The sequence below is a fragment of the Aeromonas sp. R4-3 genome, assembly GCF_040908275.1.
GTDB lineage: Bacteria > Pseudomonadota > Gammaproteobacteria > Enterobacterales > Aeromonadaceae > Aeromonas > Aeromonas rivipollensis.
Genome location: NZ_JBFODK010000029.1, coordinates 274,056 through 291,715, shown reverse-complemented (window position 1 = coordinate 291,715; position 17,660 = coordinate 274,056). Strand labels below are relative to the sequence as shown.

Below are 17,660 nucleotides of genomic sequence, written 5' to 3'. Positions count from 1 at the left end.
CCGATATGGCGTCTTATTCAACTGGCAGGCTCAGCGGGCGAGCGGCATTAATATCCCATGTCTTTTTTCAGCTCGAGCTGGGCCTCGGCACTGGCAGGCTCGAACAGAATAGACTCCGTCTTGATATGTTTGGGGGGCAGGGCGCCATCCTTCTTATAAGCCAGCAGGGCATCGAAGGCGGGGCCCGCCATATTTGGCGTCAATTCCACCGAGGCATTGGCTTCGCCGGCCATCATCGCCTTGAAAATATCCGGCACCCCATCGATGGAGATGATCTTGATATCCGTGCCCGGTTTCAGCCCGGCCTCTTTAATGGCCTGGATGGCGCCTATGGCCATGTCGTCGTTGTGGGCGTAGACGGCGCAAATATTCTTGCCGTTATTTTCCGCCTTGATGAAGCTCTCCATCACCTCCTTGCCCTTGCTGCGGGTGAAGTCGCCGGACTGGGTGCGGATGATCTTGATGGTGGGCACGGCCGCGACGGTGTCGAGGAAGCCCTTCTTGCGATCCAGCGCCACGCTGGCCCCCACTGTGCCTTGCAATTCAACCACATTGCAGGCCTTGCCATCCTGCTGCTTGATAAGCCACTGGGCCGCCACTGCCCCTTCGTGGACGCTGTCTGCGGCGACCCCGGTCATGAAGAGGGCGTCATCTTTCACCGTGATGTTGCGATCCAGCAGGAACACCGGGATCTCGGCCTCTTTCGCCTCCTGCAATACTGGATCCCAGCCGGTCTGCACCACGGGGGCAATAAAGATGGCATCCACCCCCTGGGCAATGAAGGAGCGAATGGCCTTGATCTGGTTCTCCTGTTTTTGCTGGGCATCGGCAATTTTCAGGGTGATGCCGCGTTTCTGCGCTTCCGTCTTGGCGACCGAGGTTTCCGCTGCCCGCCAACCGGATTCAGATCCTATTTGAGAGAAGCCCACCGTCATCTCGGCAGAATATGCAGAGGCAGAGAGAATAAGGGTGCTGATAATGCCCGCCAGTTTCACTTTTTTATACATGTGACACTCCTTTGTGATGCATGGTGAAATAAACCGGAACGCGTCAGGTTCTTATTGTACGGGTCAAGGTTATAGGCTCTTGGCTTTAACGACGGGAGGTGGCTCACAGAAAAATTTCAGCAGCATGATGCTTCATACAAACAGCAGACAAGTTCATATATGGCGCCATGCTTATGCTGATTTATATGCATATTTATTTCGGTGGCCATAGCGTCCGGTCCGCCATGGAAGGGGTTGTCATTCTCTTGCGGGGTCGATCGTCCCGGGGGAATGAAGTGCCGCCAGGCGAGGGAAGGCGATCCCGGTCGGTCGGAGCCTAAAATGGGATTCGTTCAGGGTTGAAATTACGCAGCACGCCCCCTACACTGCCCGCCCCAAACAGCCTGGTAGAGAGGAGGATAGAAGATGAGAAGAGTCATTCTCACACCCTTGCTGGCCCTTGCCATGAACGGATGCGGGGGTGGAGAGGGCGGGAAAGACGATGCCATTCCCCCCACGATAACAACGTATTTCGAGGCATCCACCCAGAGCACCCAGGGTGGGCAGTTGAGCCCGGCCAGCCTGCGCCTGAGCGCCGGTGAGCAGGGCAGTTTCACCCTAGCACCCGACGCCGGTTATGTGTTGGCGCAGATTGCGGGTTGTGAGGGGACGCTGGACGGCCTCACCTATACCACGGGCCCCATGCGCGGCGATTGCCAGGTCTCGGCTAGCTTCACTCAGGAGACGGCCCCCGTCTATTTCGAGGCCACCACCCAGAGCAGCCAGGGTGGGCGGCTGAGCCCGGCCAGCCTGCGCCTGAGCGCCGGTGAGCGGGGGCGTTTCACCCTGGCGCCCGACGCCGGCTTCGTACTGGAGCGCATAGAGGGCTGTGACGGCACCCTGCAGGGGCACGACTACATCACAGGCCCCATGGGCGCCGATTGTCAGGTGTCGGCTCGCTTTATCAAGCATGCCGCCCATGCCATTGCCCGCGAGGATCACGCCCTCGCCAGCGACGTGGAGCTGATCGCCCATGCCCGTGGCGCCATCGCCGACAGCGAGGCGCGTCGCACCGAGCTGGTCCGCACCCTCTATCAGGGTCTGGGGGCCATCAGCTGGAACCCGAGCCACGACTCCATCACCTTCTCCAGCTTCCAGCCCGAAAACACAGTGACCTTGCTTCCCTCCAACATCAATGGCAAGGGGGAGAGCGAGATCCGCGGCCTGGTGATGGTCTCCGAGCAAGATGACTATCGCCGGGCAGCCATGGGGGCGAATCTGTTTGCGGTGGATCGCACGCCCCAGAGCGAGGCACTGCTCAGGGGTCTGATCGGCTGGCTGACCCGGGGGAGGGATAGTGATGACGATGGTCTTCGCATCCTGACCGCCCAGGTGCCGAGTCGCGCCGACAGCTGGTATTTCCCCCATAACGAGGGGATCCGGGACTGGCTCAAGGCCATGTATCCGGACGCGCACAGCATCAACCAGGCCGATGAGTGCGATTATCAGGCCCTCGGCGCCTGCATCGACCGCATGGCGCCGGATCTTATCGTGATAAGCGACCTCGATCGCCAGGGGCTGGGATACCAGGGCATAGCCCAGGCCATCGCCAAGGCGAAGGCCGCCGGGATCCCGCTGCTGCTCTCCAACTACCGGCGAGAGGCGAGCCCCCTGCTGGCGCCCCTCTATCTGGAGATGGGGCTGGTGACCTGGGGCAACTACTGGTCGAAGCTCAAGGTCAGCAATCTGGCGGCGAGCACCATCATGGCGCCAGATCCCCAGCTGATGGCGGTCGATACGCTGCTGAGCAACCTTAAGGAGGGGGAATTCAGCACCCAATGGCTGGATGCCTGCAGCGGCAACTTCCTCAACTGCGGCGGTGTCGATGAGTTCAATCTGCAGTTCAAGAATGGCGCCGACTGGCTCAGGAATGCCGCCATCACCCTGGACAAGGCGGGGATCAGCCCCTTCGCCCGCGACGGCTTGGCACTGTTGCCGGCCAGCCTGCTGCTGGCCGACAAATACCGCGCCGCCATCGATTACCCCATCGCCTGGGACGAGCATCAGGCCTGGCAGCGGGCGATGTTTGCCGACTGGCTGGTGAACTATGCCCGTGTTCGCAACCTGGCCCAGCCGGATCTGGGGGAGTATGTCGTCGATCGCAGCCAGGTGTTCAAGGGAGATCAGGCCCATTACGCCTATCCCGCCGTCATCAGTGACAGCCGCCGCATCTCGGTGCCCTATTCCGGGCAGTGGACCTCGACGGGCTGGTATGCCCTGCCGGGGCAACGTATCACCCTGAGTCGCACGGATGCTGCGGATGTTTCCGCTACCATTCGGCTCAATTACCACAGACCCAACACCAACAGGGCCTATGAGCAGAAGGTCTATCGGGCGCCGCTGGAGTTGGCCAGCGGGCGGCTTCCTCTGAACAAGGGCGGCAGCGTCAGCTTCACCTCCCCCTATGGGGGCCCTGTCTATCTCTATCTGGAGGGGGGAGACGGGACGCTGCAAGTGGAGGTGGCCGCCACCGGCGTGACCCATCATCCAGCCATTCTGGACTTCAGTGATGAGCAGCAGATCCGGGACTTCAACGAGCGGCTGGAGCAGACCGAGCTGCCCCATGTCGATCTCAGGGCCGATGGCGCCGAGCAGCATCTGCGGCGGGATCGCTTCACCGGGGCCATCGGGGGGGCCATTGCCGACACCGATGCCCTGCTGGAAAGCATCTCCCGGGATCATATCAACAGCGTCTATACCCTGGCGGGCTTCAAGATCCAGGGCAAGCGCCTGGAGGAGTCGCTGCCTGACGAGGTCAGGCGCGCCTGTGTCGCGCTGCTGGGGGCTCAGTGTCTCGACGAATCACTGCATACCCGCACTATCATCCAGCATGCCAACTACGACCAGAATGCCCATTGCGGGGTCGGCTGCAGCGGCAACCCCTGGGACTCTTCCGGCAGCATCAGCCCGACCGGTTGGCTGGACAATCACGAGCTGGGGCACAACCTGCAAACCCAGCGCCTGAATGTGCATTATGCCGCCGCCAGCGATGCCGACAACTGGCGCGGCTATGGCAGCCGGGCCGGGGAGAACTCCAACAACATCTTCCCCTATGTGGTGAAGTGGCAGGCCCACTATCTGCGCGACGGCAACCAGGCGCCCATCAAAGATGGTCACATGAATCACAAGGATCTGTTCTACGCCTTCATGTCCGACGCGGCCGGGGTGAAGGATAAGAGCGGCAACCGGGTGGTGCTGGGGGCCAACTGCAAGGTGTTGGATGCGGGGGAGAGCCGCTACGAGGCGCCCTGGCAGAGCAATGCCTATGCGATCCACAACGGCTATCGCATGGCATTTTATATCCAGATGGCGCTGCGCGCCCACGGCATGAGGCTGGCGGATGGCACCCGCCTGAGCAACGGCTTCAATATCTTCACCCTGCTCTACCAGCATTCACGGATCTTTGGCGCCGTCGCCGACAACGAGAGCGACTGGAATGCCAACAGGGACAGGCTCGGCTTTGGCCTCTTCCCCTTCCAGGGGCATGGGGTCTATGGCGGCAAGCAGGTGAGAGACATACCGGGCAACGACTTCATGCTGGTCGCCCTCGGCAGGCTAACCGGCCTGGACTGGCGCAGCCACTTCGATCTGCTGGGTCTGCGCTACTCGACGCTTGCCGCCGCTCAGGTGGAGGCGAACCAGCCCTCGGGCGTCCTGCCCATGGGGATGTACGTGCTGGAGGACGATCTCCCGCCCGCCAACATGAGCGAGGGGCTGACATTCCTGCCCCTCTCAAGTACGGATGGCAGCACCCTCTGGCCTCGCGACCAGGGATCGCCGGCCAGCTGTCCTATTCCCTAATAAAGAAAAAACGCCCTCAGGGGCGTTTTTTCTTGGTCAGCGCAGGCTTGTCGGAGCAGGCGGGCGGTACTCGCGTTGAGCCTCGTAGCCCTGCGGGGTGACTCACTCCTGCAGCAGGGCGAGAAAGGCCTTCATGGCCGGGGTGACGCTGTGCTTGCGGGTGATGAAGGCGATGGTGCCGGCGCTCGCATCGACCAGGGGTTGGCAGGGCAGCTTGAAGAGCTGCTGGGCGGTGGCGGCGATGCCGGCGCTGACCACGGCGCAGCCGAGCCCATGGCTCACCCCGTTGGCCAGGTGGAACAGGGAGTCTGTCTCCAGCACCACCCGCAGGCTGAGCTGCTGGCGGGCGGCGGCCTCGTCGAGATAGCGACGAAACTGCATGGTGGTGCTCGGCAGTATCAGGGGGAGATCCTGCAAGTCCGCCAGCCTCAGGGGCTGGCTCGGGGAGAGGTGCGGGGGCAGGGGCCCCAGCAGCGCCATGGGATTGGGGTGGCGCAACTGGACGTCGAGGGCGCGGCGCTGATGCTCGGTGAGCAGCTCGTCAAAGCCGAGGCCGATGTCGGTCTGGTGCAGATCCAGCTGCTCGAGCAGGGTGCCGTGGGTCATCACCGACAGGCGCAGGCTGACCTTGGGGAAGGCGTCGTTGAAGCGCTTGAGCAGCGGCATGATGTCGATGCTCGACTGGGGCACCATGCCGATGCGCAGGACCCCAGAGAGCGCGCCGCCAAACAGGCTCAGCTCCTGGCGCATGGCGTCCTGCTCCAGCAGCATGCGCTCGGCGTGGCGCAGCACCACTTCCCCCGCCTGGGTCAGCGCCACGAACTGGCTGTTGCGCACCACCAGCTCGGTGCCGAGGGATTTTTCCAGCGCCGTGATGCTGGCGGACAGGGTCGGCTGGGTGATGAAGCAGGCCTTGGCCGCCTTGGCGAAGTGGCGGTGCTGGGCCAGCTCGTAGAAATAGTGCAACTGCTTGATGTTCATCGAAGAGGAAGCGCCTGGCGTGGAGGATGGCTGACAAAGTTAATCAATCGACATCGCAATGGCAATAGAGGTTTTCTATCGGTGAATAGATTTGTTTCATTGGTTTTGGGGGAGCGACTTATCTAAACTTGAGGCCCGAATACACGTTATAAGCGTCTCGCATGATCCCATTCAATTCACGGTTGCCCAAGCTGGATGAGCTGGTGGAAGAGGTGGCCGTGTCCGTCAACATCAATGGCATCAACCACGCCGTCATGATGGCGACCCCGGATGATCTCGACGACTTCGCCATCGGCTTCCTGTTTGGCGAGGGCATCATAGGGGGCAATCACGATGTGCACGACATCCAGATCACCCCCTCTGAATACGGCGTCGTGCTCGACATCACCATAGCCAACCGCTGCCTGGCTGCGCTTGGCCAGCGCAAGCGTCGCCTGGCCGGGGCGAGCGGCTGCGGCATCTGCGGGGTGGAGGCCATAGAGCATGCACTGCCCGAGTTGACCCCGCTGACCCCGGGCGCCCCCTTGGATACCGCGCGTCTGCGGGACTTGCGTCAGCGCATCGCCCCCTGGCAGAGCAAGGCCCGCCAGAGCGGCGCCCTCCATGCCGCCCTGGCGCTGGATGAGGGCGGCGAGATCCTGGCCTGCCGGGAGGACATAGGCCGCCACAACGCCCTGGACAAGCTCATCGGCATGCAGCTGCGCCAGCCCGCGCAGGCCCACACCCTGGTCATCACCAGCCGCTGCGGCAGCGAACTCATTCACAAGGCGGTGCAATTTGGCGCCGCCCACCTCATCAGCCTTGCTTCTCCCAGCCAGCTCGCGGTGCGACTGGCCCTGAAATACAACCTGACCCTCATTCATGTGCCCAGATCCGATGCCCCGGTCTGCTATGCCAGCCCCCGCGCCCAGGATCAGTTCGGAGACTCCCATGTCCAGTCATATTGAGAAACCGGCAAAGGCCGGCGGCTTTTCCTCCCTGCAGTCCACCTTCAAGCAGGTGCTGCGCAGCCAGAAGACCCGGCAGAACATCAAGAACCTGCTGCGGGTCAACCAGACCGACGGCTTCGACTGCCCGGGCTGCGCCTGGGGTGACAACAAGCAGGGGGCCTTCCAGTTTTGCGAGAACGGCGCCAAGGCGGTGGCCTGGGAGTCCACCGGCAAGACGGTGGGGGCGGCCTTCTTTGCCGAGCATTCGGTGCGCCGCCTCTCTACCCAGAGCGACTACTGGCTCGAATACCAGGGCCGTCTGACGGAGCCCCTGCGCTACAACCCGGCCACGGATCATTACGAGCCGGTAAGTTGGGAGCAGGCCTTTGCTATCATCGCCGACAAGCTCAAGAGCCTGGCCAGCCCCGACGAGGTGGAGTTCTACACCTCGGGCCGTGCCAGCAACGAGGCCTCCTACCTCTATCAGCTGTTCGGCCGCCTCTATGGCACCAACAACTTCCCCGACTGCTCCAACATGTGCCACGAGGCGAGCGGGGTGGGGCTCATCCAGTCCGTCGGGGTGGGCAAGGGCACTGTGGTGCTCGATGACTTCGACGCCGCCAAGGCCATCTTCGTCTTCGGCCAGAACCCGGGCACCAACCACCCGCGCATGATGAATGCCCTGCGCAAGGCGGCGCGCCAGGGCTGCCAGATAGTCACCTTCAACAATTTGAAAGAGGTGGCGCTGGAGCGCTTCGCCAGCCCCCAGAGCCCGGCTGAGCTGCTGACCCCGGCGGCCACCCGCATCAGCCACCAGTACCTCACGCCAAAGCTTGGCGGCGACATGGCGGCGATTCGCGGCATGGCGAAATACATCCTGGAAGAGGAGGGGGGCCGCATCGATCTCGCCTTCATCGAGCAGCACACGGCGCACTTTGACGAGTATCTTGCCAAGGTGAAGGCCACCGACTGGGAGCAGATCGAGGCGCAATCCGGGCTCAGCCGGGAGGCGATCACTCAGGCGGCCAGGATCTTCGCCCAGAGCGAGAGCGTGATCAGCTGCTGGGCCATGGGGATCACCCAGCACAAGCACTCGGTCGACACCATTCGCGAAATCGTCAACCTGCACCTGATGTGCGGCCAGATTGGCAAGCCGGGGGCGGGGCTGTGCCCGGTGCGCGGCCACAGCAATGTGCAGGGCAACCGCACCATGGGGATCAACGAGAAACCCAACGCCGCCTTTATCGACCGTCTGGAGCGCCGCTTCCCGGTGGGCCTCAAGCGCACGCCGGGGCACAACGTCTACGAGGCGCTCAAGGCCCTGCACGGCGGCAAGAGCAAGGTGCTCGTCTGCCTTGGGGGCAACCTGGCAGCAGCGGCGCCTGACACCGACTTCACCTATGAGGCGATGCGCAAGAGCGAGCTCAACGTGCAGATCAGCACCAAGCTCAACCGCAGCCATCTGATGGTGTCCCAGGATGCCCTGATCCTGCCCTGCCTCGGCCGCACCGAGCTCGATCTGCAGCGCAGCGGCATCCAGAAGATCACCGTGGAAGATACCTTCAGCATGGTGCACGCCTCCACCGGCATGAACGAGCCGGTCTCGCCGCTCTGCCTGTCCGAGATCGACATAGTCGCGCGCATGGCCGAGGCGACGCTCGGCAGCGAGCGGGTGGACTGGCTGGCCCTGCGGGACGACTACGCCCTGCTGCGTAACCTTATCGCCGAGACCATAGCCGGCTTTGACGACTTCAACCGCCGCATCGAGCAGCCCAGCGGCTTCCACCTGGAGAACAGTGCCGCCCTGCTGCGCTGGAACACCGCAAGCGGGCGCGCCGAGTTTCGGGCGAGCCCCTTGCCGGACTCCATACTGCCCCAGTGCACCAGCCACGCGGAGCAGATGGTGGGCGAGCCCGTGCTGCTGCTCCAGAGCCTGCGTTCCCACGATCAATACAACACCACCATCTACGGCATGGACGATCGCTACCGCGGCATCAAGGGGCGACGCAACGTGGTCTTCATGAATGAGGAGGATGCCCGCAGGCTGGGGCTGGCCGAGGAGCAGCAGGTGGACATGACCGCCATCTGCAACGACGGGCGCGAGCGGGTGGTGCGCGGCTTTAGCGTCATCTTCTACGAGATCCCCAGGGGCAACATCGCCGCCTACTATCCGGAGACCAACCCCTTGGTGGCCATAGAGAGCATAGGGGAGGGTTCCTTCACCCCCACCTCCAAGTCGGTGCCCGTGCTGGTGACCCCAAGCCAGGCACAGGCCGCCAGCCTCGCCGTCAATCTGTAAGCATCCTCGCCCCGAACCCCTGCCCAGGCAGGGGTTTTTTCATGCCCGCTATTCACCAGGACCTCTCGTTTGCCGAAGCTGTACGGCGATTGTATGGCGCACCATCTTGCTGTGGTCGGGGTCGGGGGATGCCGCTATGCTGCGGCCCTCTTCCGGCCCCTGATGCAAGGCGGCCGGCAACCTGAACCCCGACGTGCCTGCCGAGCAGGGTGGCCCAGCGCCGCCGGTTTGCCGTGCGCGATCCTGTGCGGAACCCACACATGCGCAATGCAATCTCCCCCCTGATGGCCAGCCTGGCCTTTATCCTGGCGGCCAGCCCCGCAATGGCGGCGGATCCCGCCAAGGAAGAGGCGCAGACGCGCGGTGACGAGCGAAAGGCAAAGGCGGCCAAGGAGGGCGAGCGTTCCCCCTGGTTGTTCGTGCCCCTGCTGAGCTCCAGCCCCAAGCTGGACACGGCGGCGGGCCTGATGGTGGGTTACCTGCACCAGTTCGATGAGGGCTCGCGCCCCTCCCTGTTCACCCTGTCCGGCAAGTACACCACCTCGGCGTCCCTCATCACCAGCGCCTTCGCCAAGACGTCGTTCGGGGCGGATCACCACCGCATCGTCGGTGGCGTCATCCTCGGCGACATCAACAACAGCTACCAGGATTACCTCGGCACCGGCCGCGCCCTCGAGACCAACGACAACTTCCGCTCCGCCTTCCTGCGCTACCTCTATCGGGTGGAGGGGGACTGGTTCGTCGGCGGCATGGCGGCCTACTCCAACTACGAGGTGCAGGGACAGGATCTGGAGTCGGATCAGATCCTGGACGAGCTGGGGCTGGAGGGGTTCACCTCGGGGGGGCTGGGGCTGGTGGTGCAGCACGACTCCCGGGACAGCGACTTCAGCGCGACCAGGGGCTGGTATTTGAACGTCAACAACCTGGCCTACCGGGAAGGGCTGGGGGGAGAGGGGGACTTTGACATCTATCGGGTCGACTATCGGGGCTACTGGAGTCACGGGGATGGCAATGTGCTCGCCTGGCGCAATCGCAACCAGTTCTCCCACAACGCGCCGAGCGGCTCCTATTCCCCCATCTACCTGCGTGGCTACACCCCGGGGGAGTACCTGGGTCAGCACATGTCGGCGGTGGAGGTCGAGGAGCGCTACCAGCTCGCCGAACGCTGGACCCTCACCGCCTTCGCCGGGGTGGCCTGCCTCTACGGCGACGCCGTGAACGGGGAGTCCCTCGACTGTGGCGACAGCGACAACATCTATCCCGCCTGGGGGGCGGGCGTCCAGTACCTGCTCAAGCCGGAGGCGGGCATAGTCGCCAACCTCGAGTATGCCATGGGCAAGGACGACAACGCGGGCATCTACCTCAAGATGGGCTACAGCTTCTGACGCCGGGCCTCAGGCGCCGGCCACCACCACGCAGTTGCGGCCCCTGTGCTTGGCCTGATAGAGCGCCTTGTCCGCCTGCTTGAGCACGGCACCGAGATCGCTGGCATCCCCCGGCCAGTGGGCGACCCCGAGGGAGATGGTGATGCACCCGGCCTGCTCCATCTCGTGGTTCGCCACCGTCTGCCGCAGTCGTTCGGCGATCCGCTGCGCCTGCACCAGGGAGACCCCGGGCAGTAGCAGCAGGAACTCCTCGCCGCCGCTGCGGCACAGGGCGGCATCGGCGCGCAGATCCCGCTGCATCAGGGTCGCCAGGGCGACGATGACGGCGTCCCCGACGTCGTGGCCGAAGCGGTCGTTGATGGCCTTGAAGTGATCGATATCCAGGGCGATAACCGCCAGCGGCCGGGACTGCGCCTGATAGTCGTCCAGCATCTGCTGCATGGCCCGCCGGTTGAAGAGGCCCGTCATGGGGTCTGTGTGACTGTCGGTGTGAAGCTGGTCAATCTTGGTGTTGAGCAGCCCCAGCCCCTTGAGGATGGCCTGCTTGAGCTGGGCCGCCTCGAAGTACCAGGCGCGGATGCTGGAGATGTTGGAGGCCGCCTCCTGCTGATCCATCAGCCTGGCCCTGTTGGCCAGCTGCCGCAGGGGGCGGGAGATGATGGTGGCCGAGAGCCAGATGATGAAGAGGATGAAGAGGGTGACCGGGATCATCCCCTTCAGGATGTCGAGCATCTGCTCATCCAGCCCGGCCAGGGTGGCGCTGCGGGGACGCTGGGCCACCACTCCCCAGCCCGCACCGGCCACGGGGGCGAAGCCCGCCAGCATCTCGGTTCCCCGGGAGTTGAGCACGGCTTGCGCCCCCTGGCGCCCCTGCAACACCTCGTCCACCACCACATTGTCACCTATCTTCTGGCCGATGCGCTTGGGGTTGGGGTGGTAGATCAGCGTCTTCTGCCGGTCGACCACGTAGAGATAGGAGCCATCCTGGTAGTAGTGCTGGCCCAGCAGGTTGGAGAGCACGCTGGCGGATTCCAGGTAGATGGTCCCGGCGACATAGCCGAGGTAGCGCCTGTCCGTCGAGAACACCGGATAGGAGAGGCTGATGAGGTAGTTGCCCGAAAGGGAGATAAGAGGGTCCGAGATGGTCGGCTGCTGGTTGGCGAGGGTCTGGCGGGCGCTGCGGGAGCTGAGCTTGGCCCCCTTCACCTTCAGGGTCTCGGGGGAGACGGCGACTATGGTGGACTCGGTGTTGACGACGGCCACCGAGTTGAAGGTGTTGGTGCGCTCGCGCAGCTGGGTCACCTCCTGCTCCAGCCCCGCGATGTCGTTGGCCTGCAGCAGCGGCGCCAGCAGGGTGGCGCTGTAGGCAAGCTGCCCCTGGGCCGCATTCAGCATGGCCTCGGCGGAGGCGGCCAGCTTGGTGGCATAGACACGGTTGGCCTCCAGGGTACTGTCGATCAGCAGCTGTCGCTGTGCCTGATGGATGGCGTAGAAGCTGTTGCCGAAGGTGGCCAGCACGCCGAGCACGGCCAGGGCCAGGATGAGGCGATGGAGATCAAACCTCAGCAGCCAGTGAGATAGCATCGGAGAAACGAGTCCTTGTCGGTTGGCGCCGGGCGCCGGAGCCATGGTGCAATTTTACGGGGGCTGGCTGCGCAAAAGCTACCGTTAATGTGGTTCTCGAACGATGCCGCGTCGTGAATGACAGCCATGGCCGCGTCATGTTCCTGCACTGCCCTGATCACCCAGGGCGGTGAGGGCGGGATCACCGAGCTCGGCCACCGTCTGCCAGAAGGGGGCTATGAGGGGGTTATCCCCTCCCGGCGGGCGAATGAGCCCTATGATCCAGCTCGCCTCGGCCTCCTCCAGGGGCAGGGTGATGACGTCCGGGTGCTCTATGGTGGTGGAGGAGGGCACCAGGGTCCAGGCGATGCCCGCCGCCGCGGTGGCGATGCCGGCGGCGAAGTCGTTGACGTACTGGATATCCCCAAACCTCAGCCCGCTCTGGGCCAGGTAGTGCACGAACTGATCGTGGAAGGAGGGGGCCTTGTCCCGCCGCAGTATGGCGAGGGGCTTGTCCAGCAGATCCGAGAGCCCGCTCACCCCCTGGTAGCCGGCGGGCAGCACGGCGACGAAATGGGCGCGCACCACGGGCAGCACCTGCCAGCCCTTGGGGGCGGGCAGGCGGCAGAAGCCGAGATCCAGCCTGCCCTCGGCGAGCGCCAGCAACTGGTGATGGGTGGAGAGATCGTTGAGCTCTATGCCGACCCCGGGGCGGCTGGCCCGAAAACGGGCGATGGCCGCGGGCACCAGCAGCTTGGTGGCGACCCCGAAGCCGATGCGCAGGGTGCCGCCATTGCCCGCCAGCACGTCGCGGGCGGTGCGACCGAGTTGCTCGCTCTGGGCCACCAGGGCGCAGGCATCCCCGTAGAGGGCGCGCCCGAGGGGGGTGAGCCGGGTGCTGCTGGCGTTGCGCTCGAACAGCTCGCCGCCAAATTCCCCCTCCAGCCGCCGTATCTGCTTGCTCAGTGCCGACTGGGTGATGTGCTGGCGCGCCGCCGCCTGACCGAAGTGCAAGACCTCCCCCAGGGTGACGAAGGCCTTCAGATCCCGCAACTCCATCACGACTCCTTCATTCCTGATTGGAATATTGAATGGCAAAAATTGTCATTGGACGGAATTCTAGAACTGTTCGATGCTGATGCCAATTCGTTTTGACCCCGCCCATGCCCCCAAGGGGAGAGGCGGTACCATCCTCAAGCAGCAGGAGACAAGCCAGATGCACCATCCCAAGTTCAACGACTTCCCCGCAGATTTCCTCTGGGGGGCCGCCTCTGCCGCCTATCAGGTGGAAGGGGCTTGGAACGAAGACGGCAAGGGCCCCTCGGTGTGGGATCTCTTCACCAAGTTGCCGGGCAAGACCTTCGAGGGCAGCAACGGGGACGTGGCGGTGGATCACTACCACAGGGTGGAAGAGGACGTGGCGCTGATGGCCGAGATGGGACTCAAGGCCTATCGCTTCTCGGTGAGCTGGCCGCGCATCTTCCCAAGCGGGCGCGGTGAGGTGAACGAGGCGGGGCTCGCCTTCTACGAGCGGCTCATCGACGCCCTGCTGGCGCACGGCATAGAGCCTGTGCTGACCCTCTACCACTGGGACCTGCCCCAGGCGCTGCAGGACGAATACGGCGGCTGGGAAGACAGGCGCATCATCGACGATTTCGAGCACTACTGCGTCACCCTCTATCAGCGCTTCGCCGGCAAGGTGAAGTACTGGGTCTCCCTCAACGAGCAGAACTACAACCTGACCAACGCCTACCAGCTCGGCACCCATCCCCCCGCGGTGCAGGACAGGAAGCGCTTCTTCGCCGCCAACCACATCGCGTTTCTGGCCAACGCCCGGGTGATCAAGGCGTTCCGTCAGCATGTGCCAAACGGCCTCATAGGCCCGAGCTTCGCCTATTCCCCGGCCTATCCGGCCTCCTGCGCCCCGAGCGACATGCTGGCGTTCGAGAATGCCGAGGAGTTCACCAACCTCTGGTGGCTGGATGCCTACTGCTTCGGCCGCTACCCCCAGGCGGCGCTCGCCTACCTGAGAGAAACCGGCGAGGCCCCTGAGATACTGCCAGGGGATCTCGAGCTGCTGCGCGAAGGCACTCCCGACTACATAGGCGTCAACTACTACTACACCCTGACCTTCACCGACAATCCCCTCGGCGGTCAGACCATGCAGCGCATCAACACCACGGGGCAGAAGGGCACAACGCCATCGAGCGGTGTGCCGGGTCTCTACAAGACCACCCCCAACCCGCACCTGGAGACCAGCAACTGGGACTGGGCCATAGATCCCACCGGGATGCGCATCGCCCTGCGCCGCCTCTCGTCCCGCTACGGCCTGCCGCTGATGATCACCGAGAACGGCCTCGGCGAGTTCGACAAGCTGACCGCGGACGGCCGGGTGCAGGATGACTACCGTATCGCCTACCTGCACAGCCACCTGAAAGCCTGCCAGGAGGCGATGCAGGACGGGGTCGAGCTCATCGGCTACTGCGCCTGGTCCTTCACCGACATCCTGAGCTGGCTCAACGGCTACCAGAAGCGCTACGGCTTCGTCTATGTGGAGCGCGACGAGCAGGGGGGCTCCTTGCACCGCATCAAGAAGGAGAGCTTCCACTGGTACAGCCAGGTGATCGCCTCCGGTGGCAAGACGCTGTAAAGCGTTGACTTAAGGCGCGGGCGCATGGCGCCGCTCCAATGCAAAGGCCCCCGAGGGGGCCTTTTTCGTGGCTCTTTCATGGCGGCGTGCAAGCCTGGGGTGCCCATCCTGCCCTAGATAAACATGCCCCCCGAGGCCTCGATGCGCTGGGCGGTGATCCAGCGGTTGTCATCGGAGAGCAGGGCGGCGATGACACCGCCGATGTCGTCGGGCTGGCCGACTCTCCCCAGCGCCGTCTGGCTCGCGAGGAAGGCGTTGACCCCCTTGTCGTCGCGCACCACGCCGCCGCCAAAGTCGGTCTCGATGGCACCCGGGGCCACCACGTTGACGGCGATGCCGCGGGGGCCCAGCTCCTTGGCCAGATAGTGGGTCAGCACCTCCACGCCCCCCTTCATGGCGGCATAGGCGGCGTAACCCGGCATGGCGAAGCGGGTCAGGCCGGTGGAGAGGTTGATGATGCGCCCGCCATCACGGATAAGCGGCAGCAGCTTCTGGGTCAGGAAGAAGGTCCCCTTGAAGTGGATGTTGAGCAGGGTATCGAACTGCTCCTCCGTGGTCTGCTCGAAGCTGGCATGAATGCCGATGCCGGCGTTGTTGACCAGGTAGTCGAACTGCGGCCGTTGCCACTCCCGGGCGAGCAGTTGCTTCACCTCCTCTGCGAAGGCGACAAAGGAGGCGCTCACCCCCACATCCAGCGCCAGGGCATGGGCCTGGACCCCGAGCGCCCTGGCCTCGGCCACCACGGCGGCGGCCTCGTCGGCCTGGCTGCGGTAGGTGATGATGAGATCCACCCCCTTGGCCGCGAGGGCGAGGGCGCTGTGTTTGCCAAGGCCACGGCTGGCGCCTGTGATGAGGGCTATGGGTCTGGTCATGGTGTGACTCCTGTGGGTGGCAAGGGCTCGGTGCGAGCCGACCGGATCACTGTATTGTTCCTTTATTGCCGGATAAATAGCGTGATAATGAAATCACTGTTCCGTTTGAAGAGACAATCAGGTCATGGATCAACTGGATGCGATGAGGTTGTTCGTGCGGGTCGCCGAACTCGAGAGTTTTACCCGCTGCGCCGAGCAACTGGGCATCCCCAAGGCGACCCTCTCCGCCGCCATCCGCCGGCTGGAGGAGCGCATGGGCACCCGGCTCTTGCTGCGCACCACGAGACGGGTGCAGCTCACCACGGATGGCCAGCTCTGCTACGCCAGGTGCCGGGATCTGCTGGCGGACATGGAGGAGTTTGACGGCCTGTTTCGCCAAGGGGGCCAGATCTCGGGGCAGTTGCGGGTAGACATGCCGAGCCGGATGGCGCGCCATCTGGTGATCCCGGCGCTGCCCGCCTTCCTGGCCCAGCACCCCGACTTGCAGCTGATGTTGAGCAGTACGGACAGGCGGGTGGATCTGGTGCGCGATGGCTTCGACTGCGTGGTGCGGGTCGGGGCGCTGGAGCCCTCCAGCCTGGTGGCGCGCCCCCTGGGTCACTATCGCCAGATCAACTGCGCCAGTGCCGCCTACCTGGCCCGTTACGGGGTGCCGCAGACCCTGGCGGATCTGGCCGGGCACCGGCTGGTTCATTATGGGTCGGGGCAGGGACGCAGCGAGCCGGGCTTCGAGTACCAGCAGGCGGATGGCAGCCGCGCCCTCTTGCCGATGGCGGGGGCCCTGATGGTCAACGACAGCGAGACCTACCTGGCGGCGGCGCTGGCGGGGCTTGGCATCATACAGATGCCGAGGGTGGGGGTGGAGGGGCTGCTCGGGCGCGGCGAGCTGATAAGCCTGCTGCCCCGGTGGCAGGCGCCGCCGCTCCCCATCCACGCCCTCTATGCCCATCGCCGCCAGCTGGCGCCCAGGGTCCAGCTCTTCATCCACTGGCTGGCGGACCTGCTCGCCGGGGCCCTGGCCGGGGAGTCAGAGCCGGCTGCGCCTTGAGCGGTATTCGCTGGGGGAGAGGGCGAACGCCTCCTTGAAGAAGCGGGTGAAGCTGCTCTGGTTGGCAAACCCGAGGCGCCCGCCCACCTCCTGCAGCTGCAGCCCGGGATCCTGCAGCAGACGGCAGGCCTCTTCTCTTCTGACCTGCTCCAGCAATCCTGAGAAGTGGCACCCCTCCTCTCGCAGGTGGCGGTTGAGGGTCCAGCGGGTCAGCCTGAGGGCCTCGCAGATCCCCGCCAGCAGGGTGGGGGAGTCGACGCTCTCCTGCCAGAGCCGCTGGCGGATGAGCCCGAGCACCCGCTCCCTGTAGTGGCTGCTCGGGCGCAACTGCAGCATCTGGCCGTCGAGCTCCCCCAGCAGCAAGGGTTGCAGGGGGCCGTTGCAGCCCCCGTGGGCGAGATCGAGCAAGGCCGCGGGGAAGCGCAGCTCAAAGCCTTCTCCCCGTTGCAGCCGATCCCCCAGCCAGGCCCCCAGCTCGCGCCACAGCCTGGGCCGCACCGGGGTGGGCAGCACCAGCCGCCCCTGGCCTGGGTGGTAGAACTGCAGCAGGGCATAGAGGTGGCCGAGGTTGGCCAGGCTGCTCATGGCGATCACGTCCGGGTGTTCGGACTCCGAATGGTAACTGAGCCTGGCTTGTCCCTCTTCCTCCCGCAGCAGTATCCGGTCGCACTCGCCGATGAGGGGGCGGTAGGCGAGGAAGAAGTGCAGGGCCTGGCGCAGGGTGGCGGCGTTGCAGCAGAGGCTCGCCAGCGGCAGGTAGTCGGCGAAGAGCCCCGAGAGCGAAGGGGGCGACCACTTGTGGGCCATGTCCACATGGGGGGCGACCTGGGTCAGCAGCCGGAAGTGGCGCTGGGCGTCGATCCGCCCCTGGGGGAGCAGCAGCTCTTCTCTGGCAATACCGGCACCTTGCAGGAGCTGGGCAGGATCCCGTCCCTGTCTCTGCCAGTGGTTGAGGCAGTGCAGGGCTATCCGGTTGGAGACTGTCTTCACGGCGAAAATCCTTGTCGGCGGTGGCCCACCATCATCCGCCATTGGCCATGAATTGCCGTGAGCCAGGTTCGGCTTCATGTTTCATAAATGTAACCA

General features: G+C 64.4%; 12 protein-coding genes. 6 read left to right on the top strand and 6 right to left on the bottom strand.

All coding sequences use genetic code 11. The annotated features are described in order from the left end of the window. Positions 1-47: 47 nt before the first annotated feature. Positions 48-1,007 (bottom strand): galactofuranose ABC transporter, galactofuranose-binding protein YtfQ, encoded by a 960-nt coding sequence (gene ytfQ / locus AB5Y91_RS10030; protein WP_289981483.1) that lies wholly within the window; start codon positions 1,005-1,007, stop codon positions 48-50. 546 nt (positions 1,008-1,553) lie between these two features. Here ytfQ and AB5Y91_RS10025 point away from each other — a divergent pair. Then, entirely contained in the window at positions 1,554-4,847 is a 3,294-nt protein-coding gene (locus AB5Y91_RS10025) for an ImpA family metalloprotease (RefSeq protein ID WP_368169682.1), read from the top strand. 102 nt (positions 4,848-4,949) lie between these two features. Here AB5Y91_RS10025 and AB5Y91_RS10020 read toward each other — a convergent pair whose 3' ends face one another. Then, complete coding sequence (locus AB5Y91_RS10020; protein WP_368169681.1) at positions 4,950-5,828, bottom strand: LysR family transcriptional regulator; 879 nt, start codon at positions 5,826-5,828, stop codon at positions 4,950-4,952. Positions 5,829-5,989: 161 nt separating this feature from the next. On the opposite strand from AB5Y91_RS10020, the gene fdhD reads away from it, so the two are divergent. The 3 genes from fdhD (at position 5,990) to AB5Y91_RS10005 (ending at position 10,441) form a co-directional block, all read left to right on the top strand. After that, positions 5,990-6,775 carry a formate dehydrogenase accessory sulfurtransferase FdhD gene (fdhD, locus tag AB5Y91_RS10015; protein WP_368169680.1) on the top strand — a complete coding sequence of 262 codons (786 nt, stop codon included), beginning with the start codon at positions 5,990-5,992 and terminating at the stop codon, positions 6,773-6,775. Next, positions 6,759-9,056 carry an FdhF/YdeP family oxidoreductase gene (locus AB5Y91_RS10010; RefSeq protein WP_368169679.1) on the top strand — a complete coding sequence of 766 codons (2,298 nt, stop codon included), beginning with the start codon at positions 6,759-6,761 and terminating at the stop codon, positions 9,054-9,056. The genes fdhD and AB5Y91_RS10010 overlap by 17 nt, the downstream gene beginning before the upstream one ends. Before the next feature lie 260 nt (positions 9,057-9,316). Beyond that, entirely contained in the window at positions 9,317-10,441 is a 1,125-nt protein-coding gene (locus AB5Y91_RS10005) for a hypothetical protein (RefSeq protein WP_240453172.1), read from the top strand. 9 nt (positions 10,442-10,450) lie between these two features. Here AB5Y91_RS10005 and AB5Y91_RS10000 read toward each other — a convergent pair whose 3' ends face one another. Then, positions 10,451-12,025, bottom strand: a complete 1,575-nt coding sequence (locus AB5Y91_RS10000; protein ID WP_368169678.1) for a sensor domain-containing diguanylate cyclase — start codon at positions 12,023-12,025, stop codon at positions 10,451-10,453. 135 nt (positions 12,026-12,160) lie between these two features. Further along, complete coding sequence (locus AB5Y91_RS09995) at positions 12,161-13,063, bottom strand: LysR family transcriptional regulator (RefSeq protein WP_368169677.1); 903 nt, start codon at positions 13,061-13,063, stop codon at positions 12,161-12,163. Between the two features lie 157 nt (positions 13,064-13,220). On the opposite strand from AB5Y91_RS09995, the gene AB5Y91_RS09990 reads away from it, so the two are divergent. Continuing rightward, entirely contained in the window at positions 13,221-14,654 is a 1,434-nt protein-coding gene (locus tag AB5Y91_RS09990; protein WP_368169748.1) for a glycoside hydrolase family 1 protein, read from the top strand. 113 nt (positions 14,655-14,767) lie between these two features. Here AB5Y91_RS09990 and AB5Y91_RS09985 read toward each other — a convergent pair whose 3' ends face one another. After that, the gene (locus tag AB5Y91_RS09985) at positions 14,768-15,526 is read right to left on the bottom strand and encodes an SDR family NAD(P)-dependent oxidoreductase (RefSeq protein ID WP_163148180.1); all 759 of its coding nucleotides are present in this window, start codon (positions 15,524-15,526) and stop codon (positions 14,768-14,770) included. A gap of 124 nt (positions 15,527-15,650) precedes the next feature. Between AB5Y91_RS09985 and AB5Y91_RS09980 the strand changes: the two genes are divergently transcribed. Then, positions 15,651-16,574 carry a LysR family transcriptional regulator gene (locus AB5Y91_RS09980; protein ID WP_168235029.1) on the top strand — a complete coding sequence of 308 codons (924 nt, stop codon included), beginning with the start codon at positions 15,651-15,653 and terminating at the stop codon, positions 16,572-16,574. On the opposite strand, the gene AB5Y91_RS09975 is transcribed toward AB5Y91_RS09980, so the two are convergent. Then, positions 16,554-17,564 (bottom strand): helix-turn-helix domain-containing protein, encoded by a 1,011-nt coding sequence (locus AB5Y91_RS09975; RefSeq protein WP_368169676.1) that lies wholly within the window; start codon positions 17,562-17,564, stop codon positions 16,554-16,556. The two genes, AB5Y91_RS09980 and AB5Y91_RS09975, sit on opposite strands and share 21 nt — an antisense overlap. Between the last annotated feature and the right edge of the window lie 96 nt (positions 17,565-17,660).